Raw genomic sequence first — 14,474 nt, 5'->3', positions numbered from 1 at the left:
GTTCACACCGGCCCTCTCACCGAGAGGGCCGGGCTAGCCTCTTACCTGAACTGTGCGTCTAAACGCTGCAGTACCCGCATTGCACTGTAATAATCCAGGCGGAACGTCTCTGTTCCCAGTGCCCAGACGCGCTTGTTCTGCACGGCTGGAAGGTGCGCCAGCAGCGGATTGGCGTAAATCGCATCCACATCTTTCTGATCACCGGCAAACAGGAACAGCCCTTCGCCGTTCAGCCCGGTCGCCAGATTTTCCCCGCCTAACTGAATAATATCATGACGCTGACCCTGACTTTTTGAGGTGTGCAATCCGGCAGGCAGTTCAGCCAGCGTAAAGCCCAGCTGCTGTAATAACTGGCCCTGAGCGGATTCCGTCGTCCACAGGTTTGCCGAGTGTGCGGCGGCGGTGTAGACGATGGCGTTCACCGGCTGCGGCGGTAATGTCATCTGCTGTTTCACCTGGGCAAGCTGCTTATCAAACGCGGCGATGCGCTCGGCGGCCTGTTTTTCCTGACCCGTGATTGTGCCGAGCTGTTTTAGCAGCGCCTGCCAGCTTTTGTCGTCGTAGTTAATAACAAGCGTCGGCGCGATAGCTGAAAGCTGGTCATACAACGCCAGCGCCGAATCCCCGCCGGTGGCGCTGATCAAAATCAGGTCCGGCATCTGGGCGGCCACCGCTTCGGCGCTCGGCTCGCCAATGTACAGACGCGCAAGCTGACGCTGTTTTGCGATATCGCCCCACTGGCGCAGGAATCCCTGCCCATCCGCCACGCGGTTGTTGGGCGTGGTGGCGCCGCTGGCAATAACCGGCGCGTCAATCGCCAGCAGGGAGCCGGTCAGGGTCACGCTGGTGGAGACGATGCGCGTCGGTTTGTGCTCAAGCGTATGCACGCCGCGGCTGTCTGTCACCTGACGCGGCCAGTCGGCGGCAAGCGCTGAGGTAAGTCCTAAAACAAAAAGTCCGATGAAAAGCAGGGGATTACGGCAGACGGCAAGACATTTCACAATGTGGCATCCTGTTTCTGTTGAAGTTAATGCTTCTCATTTTCATGTCTGCGACGACGGGATGCAAGCGTTACCCGAAGAAGATGTTTGCTCTGCGGTTGACACCGACGCGATGTGAGATTAGGTTAGCGAGCGTAAATATAAATGATAATCATTATTACTGCCTTTATCATTTTAGGAGGATGAAATGGATACGTCCCTGGCTGAGGAAGTTCAGCACACCGCCAGCACGCTGCAATCAGACAGCTTTTTCTTTATGTCGCCTTACCGCAGTTTTACCACGTCCGGCTGTTTTTCCCGCTTCTCTGAATCCGCCGTCGGGGGTGACGATCCGGCAGGACAGTTTCAGCAGAAATTAGCCCACGCTTTCCGCAACGCAAAAGCCAGCGGCATTGCCCATCCTGTGATGGTGGGTGCCATTCCGTTTGATACCCGCAAGCCGTCGTCTCTGTTTATACCGCAACGCTGGCAGACCTTTTCTCGCCCGGCGCGTCAGCAGTCCGCCCGCTATGTTGCCGGCTCACAGGCGCTGAAGGTGGAAAAACGCACCGAGATCCCGCCGCAGCCGGTATTTGAAGAGATGGTCGCCCGCGCGGCTGCCCTCACCGCCACGCCGCAGGTGAACAAAGTGGTGCTGTCGCGCCTGATTGATATCGTCACCGACAAACCGATTGATAGCGGTGCACTCATGGAGCGGCTGATCGCCCAGAACCCGGCAAGCTACAACTTCCACGTACCGCTGGAAGACGGTGGCGTGCTGCTCGGCGCAAGCCCGGAACTGCTGCTGCGTAAAGAAGGGGCGCATTTTAGCTCTCTGCCGCTGGCAGGCTCCGCGCGTCGTCAGCCGGATGACGTGCTGGATCGTGAGGCGGGCAACAAGCTGCTGGCGTCCGAAAAAGATCGTCACGAGCATGACCTGGTGACCCAGGCGATGAAAGCCATTCTCAAACCGCGCAGCCATCACCTCAGCATGCCGTCCTCCCCACAGTTGATCACCACTCCCACGCTCTGGCATCTGGCCACGCCGGTGGAAGGTGAGGCGCGTGAAAACGAAAACGCGCTGACGCTGGCCTGCCTGCTGCACCCGACGCCAGCCCTGAGCGGTTTCCCGCATCAGGCTGCTAAGGCGTTGATCGCCGGGCTGGAGCCGTTCGATCGCGAGCTGTTCGGCGGCATCGTCGGCTGGTGTGACAGTGAAGGCAATGGCGAATGGGTGGTCACCATCCGCTGCGCACGTCTGCAGCAGAATACCGTTCGCCTGTTTGCCGGCGCGGGCATTGTCCCGGCCTCTTCACCCGTGGGCGAGTGGCGTGAAACCGGCGTAAAACTCTCCACCATGCTCAATGTTTTTGGTTTGCACTAAGGAACACTCATGACCCTTCCCTTTACCCGTTGGCCCGAGGATTTTGCCCGGCGCTACCGTGAAAAAGGCTACTGGCAGGATCTGCCGCTGACCCACATCCTGACGGATCAGGCGAATAACGATGCGGTGGCGATCGTCGACGGTGACCGTCGCATAACGTACCGCGAGTTTAACCAGGCCGTGAATAACCTGGCATCGCGGCTGCAGGCGTTGGGGCTTCATCGCGGTGAAACGGCGCTGGTGCAGCTTGGCAACGTGTGCGAGTTTTACATGACCTTTTTCGCCCTGCTGCAGGTGGGCGTGGCGCCGGTCAATGCGCTCTTTAGCCATCAGCGCTCGGAGCTGAACGCCTACGCCGCGCAGATCAAACCTGCGCTGCTGATAGCCGATCGCGAGCACGCCCTGTTTGCAGGGGATGACTTCCTCAATACTTTTGTCGATGAGCACCGTTCGGTACGCGTCGTGCTGCTGCGCGGCGACAAAGGTGAACATGCGCTGGACGCGGCGATTGCGCATCCGGCAGAAAATTTCATTCCGAACCCGACTCCTGCCGACGAAGTGGCGTTCTTCCAGCTCTCGGGCGGGAGCACCGGCACGCCGAAGCTGATCCCGCGTACGCATAACGACTATGACTACAGCATCCGTCGCAGCAATGCGATCTGCGGGATTACCGCGGACACGCGTTATCTGAATGCGCTGCCAGCGGCCCATAACTACGCCATGAGCTCGCCCGGCTCGTTAGGCGTCTTTACGGCGGGGGGCTGCGTGGTGCTGGCAAACGATCCGAGCGCCACAATCTGCTTCCCGCTGATAGAAAAACATCAGATCACGGTTACCTCGCTGGTGCCCCCGGCGGTCAGCCTGTGGCTGCAGGCGATTGCCGACGGTGCAGGGAATGCTCCGCTCTCATCGCTGACGCTGCTGCAGGTCGGTGGGGCGCGCCTGTCCGCGTCGCTCGCGGCGCGTATTCCGGCAGAAATTGGCTGCCAGCTGCAGCAGGTGTTTGGTATGGCGGAAGGGCTGGTGAACTACACCGCGCTCGATGATACGCCGGAACGCATTATCAATACGCAGGGGCGCCCGATGTGCCCGGATGACGAAGTGTGGGTGGCGGACGAGCACGGTAATCCGCTCCCGCGCGGTGAAGTCGGGCGTCTGATGACCCGCGGGCCGTATACCTTCCGCGGCTATTTCAACAGTCCGGAGCACAACGCCAGCGCCTTTGATGCGGACGGCTTTTACTGCTCCGGGGATCTGATCGCCATTGACGAACAGGGCTACATCACCGTTCAGGGACGGGAGAAAGATCAGATCAACCGCGGCGGCGAAAAGATTGCCGCAGAAGAGATTGAAAACCTGCTGCTGCGCCACGACGCGGTGATCCACGCGGCCCTGGTGAGCATGGAGGACAGCCTGCTGGGTGAAAAGAGCTGCGCGTATCTGGTGGTGAAAGAGCCACTGCGTGCGGTGGAGGTGCGCCGCTTCCTGCGTGAGCAGGGCGTTGCAGAATTTAAACTGCCGGACCGCGTGGAGAGCGTTGATGCGCTTCCGTTAACGCCCGTCGGCAAAGTCGATAAGAAACAGTTGCGCCTGTGGCTAGCTGAACGCGCCCGGGGCTAAGGAACAGAGTATGGCCATTCCACAATTAACCGCTTATGCGCTGCCGACGGCCGCAGACCTGCCAGACAACAAAGTGAACTGGGCGTTTGAGCCAGAACGTGCCGCGCTGTTGATCCATGATATGCAGGAGTATTTCCTGAACTTCTGGGGCGAAAACAGCCCGATGATGGCCCAGGTGGTCGCGAATATCGCCAGACTTCGCGATTACTGCAAGCAACACAATATTCCGGTTTACTACACCGCGCAGCCGAAAGCGCAAAGCGATGAAGACCGCGCCCTGCTGAACGATATGTGGGGACCGGGGCTGACCCGCTCACCAGAGCAGCAGCGCATTGTGTCTCAGCTGACGCCGGATGAAGCCGATACGGTACTGGTGAAGTGGCGCTACAGCGCGTTCCACCGCTCGCCGCTGGAGTTGATGCTGAAAGAGACGGGGCGCAACCAGCTGCTGATCACCGGGGTTTACGCCCATATTGGCTGCATGACGACCGCTACAGACGCCTTTATGCGGGATATCAAACCGTTCTTTATCGCCGATGCGCTGGCCGATTTTACCCGCGATGAGCACCTGATGTCCCTGAACTACGTCGCAGGGCGCGCCGGCCGGGTGGTCATGACGGACGACCTGCTGCCGTCCATTCCGGCCACGAAAGCGGCGCTGCGTGACATCATCCTGCCGCTGCTGGATGAATCAGATGAGCCGATGGATGACGAAAACCTGATCGACTACGGTCTGGACTCGGTGCGCATGATGGCGCTGGCCGCCCGCTGGCGCAAAGTGCACGGCGATATCGACTTTGTGATGCTGGCGAAAAATCCCACCCTCGACGCCTGGTGGGCGCTGCTCTCCCGCGAGGTGAAGTGATGGCGGGGTTCGATTTTACCGGCAAAACCGTCTGGGTAACGGGCGCGGGTAAGGGCATCGGTTGCGCGACGGCGCGGGCGTTTGTTGAAGCGGGCGCGCAGGTCACCGGATTCGACCTGGCCTTCCCGCAGGAAGCGTATCCCTTTGCCACCGAAACGCTGGATATCGCGGATGCCGCACAGGTTCGCGAGGTGTGCGGTCGCGCGCTGGCAAGGCTTGAGCGTCTGGACGTGCTGGTGAACGCGGCGGGAATACTGCCTATGGGCGCGACCGACCAGATTGCGCAGGAGGACTGGCAGCAGACCTTCGCGGTTAATGTCGGCGGGGCATTTAACCTGTTCCAGCAGACGATGGGCCAGTTCCGTCGCCAGCAAAGCGGGGCGATTGTCACCGTGGCGTCCGACGCGGCCCACACGCCGCGTATCGGCATGAGCGCCTACGGTGCGTCGAAAGCGGCGCTAAAAAGCCTGGCGCTGACCGTCGGGCTTGAGCTGGCGGGCAGTGGCGTGCGCTGTAATCTGGTGTCGCCCGGGTCAACGGATACCGATATGCAGCGCACCCTGTGGAAAAGCGACGATGCTGAGCAGCAGCGTATTCGCGGCTTTGGCGAGCAGTTCAAGCTCGGTATTCCGCTGGGCAAAATCGCCCGTCCGCAGGAGATTGCCAGCACGGTGCTGTTCCTCGCCTCCGATGCTGCCAGCCATATCACGTTGCAGGATATCGTGGTGGACGGCGGCTCCACGCTGGGGGCGTAGATGATCTGGAAACGTCACTTATCGCGTGAAGAAATGAACGCCACCAGTCTGAACTCCATGGTGGCGCATCTGGGCATCGTCTATACCCGCATCGGTGACGATACGCTTGAGGCCGAAATGCCCGTGGATGCGCGTACCCATCAGCCGTTCGGTCTGCTGCACGGCGGGGCGTCGGCGGCGCTGGCGGAAACGCTGGGGTCGATGGCCGGGTTTCTGATGACCCGCGACGGACAAAGCGTGGTGGGAACGGAGCTGAACGCAACGCACCATCGCGCGGTATCGCATGGGAAGGTGCGCGGAGTGTGTCAGCCGTTGCATCTTGGGCGAACCAGCCAGAGCTGGGAGATTGTGGTGTTCGACGAGCAGGGACGGCGGTGCTGTACCTGCCGGTTGAGTACCCAAATTTTGGGCTAGCGTTGCACGGTCAATATCCCTCTCCCCGTTGGGGAGAGGGATAAGGCTTACAGCATCGAAATCACCCGCTTCAACAAGCGTATTCTCGGCGCAATCGACGCTTTATCCAGCCACTCCGCCGGGCTGTGGAACCCGGCACCGATCGGCCCCAGCCCGTCCAGGGTCGGAATGCCCAGCGCGGCGGTGTGGTTGGCATCACTGCCACCACCGACCGCCTGCCAGGTAATGGCTATTCCTTCCGCCTGACCTGCTGCTTCAACCTGCTGCATCAGCGCCTGCGTGGCTTTACTCGCTGCCATCGCCGGTTTGTGGTTCACGCGCGTCAGCGAGGTCGTGACGCCCTCTAAAAAGCCTTTTTCACACAATGCCTCCAGCGCCTGGTTCACCCGGCTGTACTCATCGTTTTCCCAGAAACGCACGTCCAGCTCGGCAGCGGCTTTATCGGCCACCACGTTTGCCGCGCTGCCGCCGTGGATCACCCCAACGTTGAGCGTGGTGCCACGTTCCTGGTCGGTCAGGGCATTAATGGCAATAATGCTGTTTGCCAGGGCGGTTATCGCCGAGCGGCCTTTCTCCGGTTCGTTACCCGCGTGTGCCGCCACGCCGCTGAACGTCAGGTGATAGCCCGCCATCCCTTTGCGAGCCTTCACCAGCGAACCGTCGGCGCGCGCGGCTTCGCATACCAGCACGCAGCGGGCGCGTTTTGCCAGTTCGCCAATCCATTCGTGTGAATAGACGGAGCCGGTCTCCTCGTCGGGATTCATGGCGATCGCAATGGCCAGACGATCGTGGTCGGCTGCGTCCAGCTCACGCATCGCCCACAAGATATTCAGCAGGCCGCTCTTCATATCCGATACGCCAGGGCCATAAAGACGGGTGGCGTCCTCGCTCAGCGGACGCTCGGCGACGGTGCCGGGGGCAAATACCGTATCAAGATGGCCGACCAGCAGAACGTCGAACTGTGCCGCCTGTGGCTTATTACTGACGAATACGCCCGGGCCGACCTTGTCGCCCAGATTGACCCGTTCGGTGTGCCAGCCTTCGCGTTGCCAGAGCGTTTCAATAATGCCAGCCACGGTTTCGACGCCTGCGACAGTGCGGGTGCCGCAGTCCACGTTCACCAGGGTTTTCAGCTCTTCAATATAATGGTCAAGGTTCATATTAACGTCCTGTTCAGAGAATAATGCGCATCAGCAGCATGGCTAAGAAGGCGTTGATGACCGAAATGGCAATCATCAGCGGAATACGTTTGGCGCGGGTGCCGATCACACCCAGAATGCGGCCGAGATACTGCACCTGTGAGCCCATCAGATAGATAGCAGGTGCCAGAATCGCCAGGTGCTCGCCGGTAATAATGCCTTTATCAAACAGGCCGATCGCCACGCCGATCCCACCGCCCATCGACATCCAGCCGCCAATCAGCACGGCAGCCGCTTCACCCGGCAGGCCAAACAGGCCCATCAGCGGGGAGAAGATCATCCCCAGCCCTTTCAGCGCCCCGGTAATTTCCAGCGCCTTGATGATGATAAAAGCCATGACCACGTTGGGCAGGGTGCTGCCGGTGGCAATACTCCAGCCCTTGCGTGCGCCTTCGACAAACACATCGGTAATCACGGGATGAGATTGTGGGGCACTCATACGGTCTCTCCTTGTGTCGGTTGTTGCTCAGGGGCATCTTTGCCGATGACGGTCAGGATCAGGCGCAGCAGATTCGCGCCGACAATCTTCATGATGAACATCACGGCGATGCAGGCACCAATGGAGGTCGGCACCGCGGCCGTCCCGTCAACGGCGACCAGGGTAAAGAGGATGGCACCAGAGGAGAAAAAGTTGGTGATCATCGCCCCGGCGGAGAACTGGAACATGGCGAAAACGTCTTTCTCTTTTTCGCTAATCTGCCCTTCATCGGACAGGTTGCGGGTGAGGGATGCACCCACATCGGTGCTCTGCAGGCTGCCAATCAGCGCCAGCCCGGTGGTACCGGGAATGCCCAGCAGCGGGCGCAGCAGCGGCGTTAACAGCTTACGTGCCGCACGCAGCGCACCATAGTGCTCCAGCACGTTGATCATCCCGAGCGCAAACATCACGGCCGGAATTAAACCGAGCGCAAAGAGAAACCCGTCCATTGCGCCACTGCCGCCGGTACCGCGAAAGGCGCTGGTGGCGGTGGTCAGGGTGCCGTCTTCAAGGCTGGCCTTGCTGACCACCTTGCCAAACGCACCGTTGAGGGTGGTGAAATCAAACACGCCGTACCACTCTTTTCCGCCCAGCAGGCCAGAGAAGAAAACGGCTGCGAATGCCAGCGCAACGTACGCGCCGGGCCCGACCTTGAGATCCTGAGGTACTGAACTGTTCATATCCTTTTCCTTGTATGCACGCGATTGCGCAGGGTCATTCTGGCGAGGTTTTGAGCAAAAAAAATGATACAAATCATTTCGTAAGGCGGTGTCGGGACGAAAAAGGCAAAAGTGTGACCCGTGGCGGCAGGGGTGTTTCAGCGGAAGGTGATCGGCTTAACAATGTGGTGTAAATGTCTGGTTTGACCACGCATTATTGCGTTTCAAAGTTGTTAAATTTTGAGCGTTGTTCTAGAAACAAAATGTAACATCTCACTGTTTCACAACAACGGACAACAACTATGAACAACTCAGGGAAATACCTTACGTGGGCAGGGCTCTCCGTTGTGGGAGCATTTGCCCTGGGCTATATCGCCCTCAACCGGGGGGAACAGATCAACGCGCTGTGGATCGTTGTCGCCTCGGTCTGTATTTATCTGATCGCGTACCGTTTTTATGGCCGCTATATCGCGAAGACGGTGTTAGGGGTCGACGGCACGCGCATGACGCCTGCGGTTCGTCATAACGACGGTCTGGACTATGTGCCTACCGACAAGAAAGTGCTGTTCGGTCACCATTTTGCGGCGATTGCCGGCGCGGGCCCGCTGGTGGGGCCAGTCCTGGCGGCGCAGATGGGTTACCTGCCGGGGATGATCTGGATCCTCGCGGGCGTCGTGCTGGCCGGTGCGGTGCAGGACTTTATGGTGCTGTTCGTCTCCACCCGCCGCGACGGACGTTCGCTTGGTGAGCTGGTGAAAGAGGAGATGGGAGCCACGGCCGGGGTGATCGCCCTGATCGCGACCTTTATGATCATGGTGATCATCCTCGCGGTGCTGGCGATGATCGTGGTGAAAGCGCTGACCCACAGTCCGTGGGGAACCTATACCGTGGCCTTTACCATTCCGCTGGCGCTGTTTATGGGGATCTACATTCGCTACCTGCGTCCGGGACGCATTGGTGAAGTGTCGGTCATCGGCCTGGTCTTTCTGGTGTTTGCCATTATCTCCGGCGGCTGGGTGGCTGAGAGCCCGACGTGGGCGCCGTTCTTCGATTTCACCGGCGTACAGCTGACGTGGATGCTGGTAGGGTACGGATTTGTGGCGGCGGTGCTGCCGGTGTGGCTGCTGCTGGCCCCGCGCGATTACCTCTCCACCTTCCTGAAAATTGGCACGATTGTGGGGCTGGCAATCGGCATTTTGATTATGCGCCCGACGCTGACCATGCCTGCGCTGACCAAATTTATTGATGGCACCGGCCCGGTCTGGACCGGCAACCTGTTCCCGTTCCTGTTTATCACCATCGCCTGTGGCGCGGTGTCTGGCTTCCACGCGCTGATTGCCTCCGGTACCACGCCGAAAATGCTCGCCAATGAGAATCAGGCCTGCCTGATTGGCTACGGCGGCATGCTGATGGAATCGTTCGTGGCGATAATGGCGCTGGTCTCGGCCTGTATTATCGACCCGGGCGTTTACTTCGCGATGAACAGCCCAATGGCGCTGCTGGCACCGGCCGGCACCGTTGACGTGGTGGCCTCTGCCGCGCAGGTGGTAAGCGGCTGGGGCTTTGCCATTACCCCTGACACGTTGACCCATATCGCCAGTGAAGTGGGCGAGCAGTCAATTATTTCCCGTGCGGGGGGCGCGCCAACGCTGGCGGTGGGCATGGCGTATATTCTGCACGGCGCGCTGGGCGGGCTGATGGACGTGTCGTTCTGGTATCACTTCGCCATTCTGTTTGAAGCGCTGTTTATTCTGACGGCGGTGGATGCAGGAACGCGTGCGGCACGCTTTATGCTGCAGGATCTGCTGGGGGTGATCTCACCGAACCTGAAACGTACCGATTCATTACCGGCGAACCTGCTGGCAACGGCGCTGTGCGTACTGGCGTGGGGATATTTCCTCCATCAGGGCGTCGTCGATCCGCTGGGAGGGATTAACACCCTGTGGCCGCTGTTTGGTATTGCCAACCAGATGCTGGCGGGCATGGCGCTGATGCTCTGTGCGGTAGTGTTGTTCAAGATGAAGCGTCAGCGTTATGCGTGGGTGGCGTTACTGCCGACCGCATGGCTGCTGATTTGTACCCTGACGGCAGGCTGGCAGAAAGCCTTCAGCCCGGACAACAAGGTGGGCTTCCTGGCTATCGCCAACAAGTTCCAGGCGATGATCGACAGCGGTAAGATCCCGGCGCAATATACGGAATCACAGCTGTCGCAGCTGGTGTTTAACAACCGTCTGGACGCCGGGCTGACCATCTTCTTTATGGTGGTGGTTGTGGTGCTGGCGTTGTATTCTCTGAAGACTGCACTGGCGGCGCTGAAAGAAGACAAGCCGACGGCAAAAGAGACACCGTATGAGCCAATGCCTGAGAACCTGGAAGAGATTGTGACCCAGGCGAAAGGGGCGCATTAATCGCTCACCCTCACCCTCACCCTCTCCCCGCCGGGGAGAGGGGATAAAAGACGAGATATCCACTATGTTCGACACCCTCTCCAAAGCAGGAAAATACCTGGGCCAGGCCGCCAAAATGATGATCGGCGTACCGGATTACGACAACTACGTCGAGCATATGCGCGTCAACCACCCTGACCAGACGCCAATGACCTATGAAGCTTTCTTCCGCGACCGCCAGGACGCCCGCTACGGCGGCAAGGGCGGCGCGAAGTGCTGTTAACCCTCTTCCGGTAAACAAAAGCTGATCTGCTTTTGTTTACATTCAACATGCGATCAGGCGTTTAACCCGCCATCGACATCCAGTTGATGCGCCGCGCGATAAATGCGCCCATTTCCGTGAGATAAATGGCACCGCTGCGGCGTTTCAGTAGTTGCAAAAGAATTACAATCCTACCGCGTCATCCTTCCTCTGACCATCTACCGGAAAATACCGGTAGAGCGTCGATAACCCCACCCCGTAGATAATAGCCAGCTGCTGGCGGGTATGCCCCTTAGTTAATAGCCGCCCAATCTGTTCCCGCTCATGCGGCTTTAATGCATTGGGCCTTCCGCCTATGCGTCCCTGTGCTCTGGCTGCTGCCAGTCCGGCAAGTGTACGTTCGACGATTAGCTCACGTTCCATCTCCGCCAGTGCCGACATCACATGGAAAAAGAAACGCCCCATGGCAGTGCTGGTATCAATACTGTCTGTTAAAGAGCGGAAGTGGGCACCGCGCTCATGCAACTCTGATATCAGTGCGATCAGGTTCTTAACGCTGCGCCCCAGCCTGTCCAGTTTCCACACAACCAGGGTGTCTCCGCTATTAACGCACTTTAAAGCGCGTTTCAGACCGGGGCGGCTGGCAACTTTTCCGCTCATACGGTCTTCAAAAATGCGGTCACAGTTTGCGCTTGTGAGTGCATTACGCTGTAAATCGCTGTTCTGGTCGATTGTTGATACACGGATATAACCAATGACGGCCATCAATTCTCCTCCTCTATGTCGCGGAGGGAGGATTTTTACAGATTTCGCTATGTGTAACCGCTTTTCCAAAAACCTTGGTTTAGGGGAAGGCTCTGCTTTGCCGGTTGGCGTCCCCATTCCGTGGCCGTCAGCAACGCCACCAACAGGGTGGCTCAAATGCAATGGGGCTGCGTTTACCGCCTCCCAGTACCCTAAGCTGGCACTGGCTTATCCGGCACTCAGACTGCCAGATCTACGCGGGGAGTTTATCCGGGGATGGGATGATGGGCGTGGGGTTGATGCAGGTCGTAGTCTGCTGTCAGCCCAAAATCATGATCTGGGGCCTCATGTTCACCGCTATGGTTTCTGGACTGCACGACTAAATGATTCGTCGTTAGCGGATTTCGCGGGTACGACTATTTTAAAGCAAATCACTCCAGCCACACCTGTCATTGATTTTGATAACTATCCCTTACCAAACTCTGTGATTACAGATGGTGGTGTTGTGAGTGCATCCACTCAGCCAATGAGCAGCACTGAAACACGACCCCGGAACGTTGCATTTAACTATATTGTGAGGGCTGCATAATGACGCATGCTGAGCTGAATAACGACCAAATCGCAACTGTAGCCGGTAATGTTACTGTCCATAACTACGACGGCAAGACGCGTGAATACCTGTCTTCAACCGTTGAGTATCTCGCCGTGGGGGTTGGTATTCCTGCCAATTCCTGCATTGATGAACCAGGCGAAAAAAAGGAGGGTTTTGCCATTTGCCGGACGGCTGATTTTTCATCATGGGAATATGTAGCCGATCATCGTGGTGAAACAGTTTATAGCACCGAAACAGGTGAAGCGCTTGCCATCACTGTGCCCGGCGATTATCTGGAGAGCACCACTACGCTGGCACCTGCCACACCATACGATAAGTGGAACGGCAGCGAGTGGGTAACGGATACCGACAAGCAGCACACAGCAGACGTGGGGGCAGCAATACAGCAAAAATCAGCTTTCTTAGCCCAAGCGCAGGCAACTATCAGCCTGTGGCAGACGGAGCTGCAGTTAGGCATTATTAGTGATGAAGATAAGGCCAGCCTGATACTCTGGCTGACCTACATAAAGGAATTGCAGGCTGTCATTCCTGACGCTGCACAAAGTATCAAATGGCCTACGCCTCCGGTTGAACAGGCCAGTTAATATCAGGAGCCGTCGAAATATCGACGGCTTTAACCGCAGTTTTATAAGCCATCCACGACGACAGTTTCTTTTTGTTTTCTTCGCTGATATCACCGAGCATCAGTTCCACTCGCCAGTCGGAGGTTAGTTCATCCACCTGAGCGATGAGCAATTGCCGGTGTTGTTCTGCATCAGCAATATCACCTTGATATTTTGCGTCAGAATCCATGACCCATTTCTCTCCGTCCCATTTGTCATACGGTGATGCAGGGGCATCAGGCGTTGTACCTTTGGGATAATCTCCCAGTCCCATCACTTCAACATGTTGCATTGTCTCTGTGCTATAAACGGTTTGGCCTCTGTGGTCGGTGATATATTCCCATGATGAAAAGTCTGATGTACGACAAATGGCAAAACCGGTCTTACTCTCTCCCGGCGCATCAGTGCAGGAATTTGCAGGAAGACCCACGCCTACAGCCAGATGCTCAACGGATGAAGACAGATATTCACGCGTCTCACCATCGTAGTTGTAGACGGTCATTTCCCCGGCCACAGTGGCGATCATGTCCTGATTTAATTCAGCTTTAACCATTATGCAGCTCTCACGATGTAATTGAACGCGACGTTGCGCGAGCGAGTTTCTGTGGATGTACGTACAGCGCGTGAAGCATCAAATGTCCAGTTTGGTGCCCCGTAACCTGTATTTGCTGGTGCTGGCGAAAGTCCTACAGATAATATTCCACCATCCTGCCTAAATGGCCCACCGGCAATTGTGTCCTGAAAAAGTTGAGTGCGCCCAAAAGTACCAACAATATTCTGAATGGCGTCATTCTGAACCGACAACAGGCTACGTCCTGCATCGACTCCACGCCCGTCATCCCAGCCACGGATAAACTCCCCGCGTAAATCAGGCAGTCTGAGCGCCGGATAAGCCAGTGCCAGCTTAGGGTACTGGGAGGCGGTAAACGCAGCCCCATTGCATTTGAGCCACCCTGTTGGTGGCGTTGCTGACGGCCACGGAATGGGGACGCCAACCGGCAAAGCAGAGCCTTCCCCTAAACCAAGGTTTTTGACAAAGAGCGCCGGGTCAGGAATATCTGTGCCGTTCTGGTCTTTGGCCAGCTTCTCCGCCAGCTTGTTCAGGACCGTGGTTGCAAAGTTTGGATCGTTACCAAGGGCATCAGCCAGCTCTTTGAGCGTATCCAGCGTCTCAGGGGCGCTGCCTGCAAGCGCCGCAAGTGCTTTGGCCACAAACTCCGTCGTCGCCAGCTTCTTGCTGTTGTCGCTATTTGCAGGCGTAGGCGCTGTTGGCGTGCCAGTGAATGTCGGGCTGGCTTTCGGTGCGTACTGGGTATGCGGGTCTGCTGCCGCGATGTGTTTCGCAAGGTCTGTACCGCCTTTCTCAACCTGTTGTTTCAGGTACAGCGTGCGGCTGGCCAGTTGTTTACCCTGACGGTTAGAAATTCCGTCAGGCCCACCCAGAACGGGGTCAGAGACCTCAATCTGGTAGATGCCTTCTTCCCACTGCGGGGTTTCGGGTAGGTTTGCCAT

The 14,474-nt window shown here is 57.8% G+C and carries 16 protein-coding genes; 9 read left to right on the top strand and 7 right to left on the bottom strand.

The window, feature by feature from the left end; all coding sequences use genetic code 11:
• Positions 1 to 41: 41 nt before the first annotated feature.
• A complete protein-coding gene (gene fepB / locus HV157_RS08030) occupies positions 42 to 1,001 on the bottom strand; it encodes a Fe2+-enterobactin ABC transporter substrate-binding protein (protein WP_182268328.1) in 960 nt (319 codons plus the stop codon).
• A gap of 187 nt (positions 1,002 to 1,188) precedes the next feature.
• On the opposite strand from fepB, the gene entC reads away from it, so the two are divergent.
• The 5 genes from entC to entH are packed head-to-tail and all read left to right on the top strand — an operon-like array spanning position 1,189 to position 6,018.
• A complete protein-coding gene (gene entC / locus HV157_RS08025) occupies positions 1,189 to 2,364 on the top strand; it encodes an isochorismate synthase EntC (protein WP_025204697.1) in 1,176 nt (391 codons plus the stop codon).
• A gap of 9 nt (positions 2,365 to 2,373) precedes the next feature.
• Positions 2,374 to 3,984: a (2,3-dihydroxybenzoyl)adenylate synthase EntE gene (gene entE, locus HV157_RS08020; RefSeq protein WP_020885025.1), complete on the top strand. Its 1,611-nt coding sequence runs from the start codon at positions 2,374 to 2,376 to the stop codon at positions 3,982 to 3,984.
• A 10-nt stretch (positions 3,985 to 3,994) separates the two neighbouring features.
• Positions 3,995 to 4,849, top strand: a complete 855-nt coding sequence (locus tag HV157_RS08015; protein ID WP_014169072.1) for an isochorismatase — start codon at positions 3,995 to 3,997, stop codon at positions 4,847 to 4,849.
• Positions 4,849 to 5,604, top strand: coding sequence for a 2,3-dihydro-2,3-dihydroxybenzoate dehydrogenase EntA (gene entA, locus HV157_RS08010; protein WP_182268329.1), 756 nt, complete (start codon positions 4,849 to 4,851; stop codon positions 5,602 to 5,604). Before HV157_RS08015 ends, entA begins: the two co-directional genes overlap by 1 nt.
• Entirely contained in the window at positions 5,605 to 6,018 is a 414-nt protein-coding gene (entH, locus tag HV157_RS08005) for a proofreading thioesterase EntH (RefSeq protein ID WP_014169074.1), read from the top strand.
• Between the two features lie 47 nt (positions 6,019 to 6,065).
• Here the strand turns inward: entH and HV157_RS08000 are convergent, their stop codons facing one another.
• The 3 genes from HV157_RS08000 to HV157_RS07990 are packed head-to-tail and all read right to left on the bottom strand — an operon-like array spanning position 6,066 to position 8,375.
• Positions 6,066 to 7,178: a M20 family metallopeptidase gene (locus HV157_RS08000; RefSeq protein ID WP_047357089.1), complete on the bottom strand. Its 1,113-nt coding sequence runs from the start codon at positions 7,176 to 7,178 to the stop codon at positions 6,066 to 6,068.
• Between the two features lie 13 nt (positions 7,179 to 7,191).
• On the bottom strand, positions 7,192 to 7,656 hold the full coding sequence (locus tag HV157_RS07995; protein ID WP_014169076.1) for a YjiG family protein: 465 nt from the start codon (positions 7,654 to 7,656) through the stop codon (positions 7,192 to 7,194).
• Positions 7,653 to 8,375, bottom strand: coding sequence for a nucleoside recognition domain-containing protein (locus HV157_RS07990; RefSeq protein WP_020885022.1), 723 nt, complete (start codon positions 8,373 to 8,375; stop codon positions 7,653 to 7,655). Before HV157_RS07990 ends, HV157_RS07995 begins: the two co-directional genes overlap by 4 nt.
• 281 nt (positions 8,376 to 8,656) lie before the next feature.
• On the opposite strand from HV157_RS07990, the gene cstA reads away from it, so the two are divergent.
• Both cstA and HV157_RS07980 read left to right on the top strand, forming a co-directional pair.
• Positions 8,657 to 10,762 carry a pyruvate/proton symporter CstA gene (gene cstA / locus HV157_RS07985; RefSeq protein ID WP_014169078.1) on the top strand — a complete coding sequence of 702 codons (2,106 nt, stop codon included), beginning with the start codon at positions 8,657 to 8,659 and terminating at the stop codon, positions 10,760 to 10,762.
• 64 nt (positions 10,763 to 10,826) lie between these two features.
• Positions 10,827 to 11,024 (top strand): YbdD/YjiX family protein, encoded by a 198-nt coding sequence (locus tag HV157_RS07980; protein WP_014169079.1) that lies wholly within the window; start codon positions 10,827 to 10,829, stop codon positions 11,022 to 11,024.
• Positions 11,025 to 11,186: 162 nt separating this feature from the next.
• On the opposite strand, the gene HV157_RS07975 is transcribed toward HV157_RS07980, so the two are convergent.
• The gene (locus HV157_RS07975; protein WP_006118565.1) at positions 11,187 to 11,768 is read right to left on the bottom strand and encodes a recombinase family protein; all 582 of its coding nucleotides are present in this window, start codon (positions 11,766 to 11,768) and stop codon (positions 11,187 to 11,189) included.
• Between the two features lie 49 nt (positions 11,769 to 11,817).
• Here HV157_RS07975 and HV157_RS07970 point away from each other — a divergent pair, with 49 nt between their 5' ends.
• A complete protein-coding gene (locus HV157_RS07970) occupies positions 11,818 to 12,336 on the top strand; it encodes a phage tail protein (RefSeq protein WP_102035450.1) in 519 nt (172 codons plus the stop codon).
• The gene (locus tag HV157_RS07965; protein ID WP_175072478.1) at positions 12,336 to 12,944 is read left to right on the top strand and encodes a tail fiber assembly protein; all 609 of its coding nucleotides are present in this window, start codon (positions 12,336 to 12,338) and stop codon (positions 12,942 to 12,944) included. Before HV157_RS07970 ends, HV157_RS07965 begins: the two co-directional genes overlap by 1 nt.
• On the opposite strand, the gene HV157_RS07960 is transcribed toward HV157_RS07965, so the two are convergent.
• Both HV157_RS07960 and HV157_RS07955 read right to left on the bottom strand, forming a co-directional pair.
• Positions 12,916 to 13,515 carry a tail fiber assembly protein gene (locus HV157_RS07960; RefSeq protein WP_175072477.1) on the bottom strand — a complete coding sequence of 200 codons (600 nt, stop codon included), beginning with the start codon at positions 13,513 to 13,515 and terminating at the stop codon, positions 12,916 to 12,918. The genes HV157_RS07965 and HV157_RS07960 overlap by 29 nt on opposite strands.
• Positions 13,515 to 14,474: a phage tail protein gene (locus HV157_RS07955; protein WP_175072476.1), complete on the bottom strand. Its 960-nt coding sequence runs from the start codon at positions 14,472 to 14,474 to the stop codon at positions 13,515 to 13,517. The genes HV157_RS07960 and HV157_RS07955 overlap by 1 nt, the downstream gene beginning before the upstream one ends.

Origin of the sequence: Enterobacter sp. RHBSTW-00318 (assembly GCF_014101375.1) — a bacterium.
Taxonomy (GTDB): Bacteria; Pseudomonadota; Gammaproteobacteria; order Enterobacterales; family Enterobacteriaceae; genus Enterobacter; species Enterobacter ludwigii.
Note: the sequence above shows the minus strand (reverse complement) of the source record. Positions and strands in the feature narration are given on the sequence as shown.